Here is a 1,173-nt window from a genome sequence, read left to right as displayed (position 1 = left end):
ATGACTGCCAAGGTTATAGGGACAAGCCGTACGGGCAATTAGTATCAGTTAGCTTAATGCATTACTGCACTTCCACACCTGACCTATCAACGTCCTGGTCTCGAACGACCCTTCAAGGAGCTCAAGGCTCCGGGAAATCTCATCTCAAGGCGAGTTTCCCGCTTAGATGCTTTCAGCGGTTATCTCTTCCGAACTTAGCTACCCGGCAATGCCACTGGCGTGACAACCGGTACACCAGAGGTTCGTCCACTCCGGTCCTCTCGTACTAGGAGCAGCCCCCTTCAAATTTCCAACGCCCACGGCAGATAGGGACCAAACTGTCTCACGACGTTTTAAACCCAGCTCACGTACCACTTTAAATGGCGAACAGCCATACCCTTGGGACCGGCTACAGCCCCAGGATGTGATGAGCCGACATCGAGGTGCCAAACTCCCCCGTCGATATGAACTCTTGGGAGGAATCAGCCTGTTATCCCCAGAGTACCTTTTATCCGTTGAGCGATGGCCCTTCCATACAGAACCACCGGATCACTATGTCCTACTTTCGTACCTGCTCGACTTGTCGGTCTCGCAGTTAAGCACGCTTATGCCATTGCACTATTAGCACGATGTCCGACCGTACCTAGCGTACCTTCGAACTCCTCCGTTACACTTTAGGAGGAGACCGCCCCAGTCAAACTGCCTACCATGCACTGTCCCCGACCCGGATCACGGGCCAAGGTTAGAACCTCAAACGAACCAGGGTGGTATTTCAAGGTTGGCTCCACGAGAACTGGCGTCCCCGCTTCAAAGCCTCCCACCTATCCTACACAGATTGGTTCAAAGTCCAATGCAAAGCTACAGTAAAGGTTCATGGGGTCTTTCCGTCTAGCCGCGGGTAGATTGCATCATCACAAACATTTCAACTTCGCTGAGTCTCGGGAGGAGACAGTGTGGCCATCGTTACGCCATTCGTGCAGGTCGGAACTTACCCGACAAGGAATTTCGCTACCTTAGGACCGTTATAGTTACGGCCGCCGTTTACTGGGACTTCAATCAAGAGCTTGCACCCCATCATTTAATCTTCCAGCACCGGGCAGGCGTCACACCCTATACGTCCACTTTCGTGTTTGCAGAGTGCTGTGTTTTTATTAAACAGTCGCAGCCACCAGTTTATTGCAACCCTTTCACCCT

The 1,173-nt window shown here is 52.2% G+C and carries 1 rRNA gene; it reads right to left on the bottom strand.

The features are described from left to right. Nucleotides 1-17: 17 nt before the first annotated feature. Nucleotides 18-1,173 (bottom strand): 23S ribosomal RNA (locus tag QPK29_RS33455); the annotation flags it as partial.

This window comes from Massilia orientalis (assembly GCF_030411975.2).
Classification (GTDB): Bacteria; Pseudomonadota; Gammaproteobacteria; order Burkholderiales; family Burkholderiaceae_D; genus Telluria; species Telluria orientalis.
The sequence above is the reverse complement of the archived record's forward strand: the minus strand, read 5'-3'. Positions and strand labels throughout refer to the sequence as shown.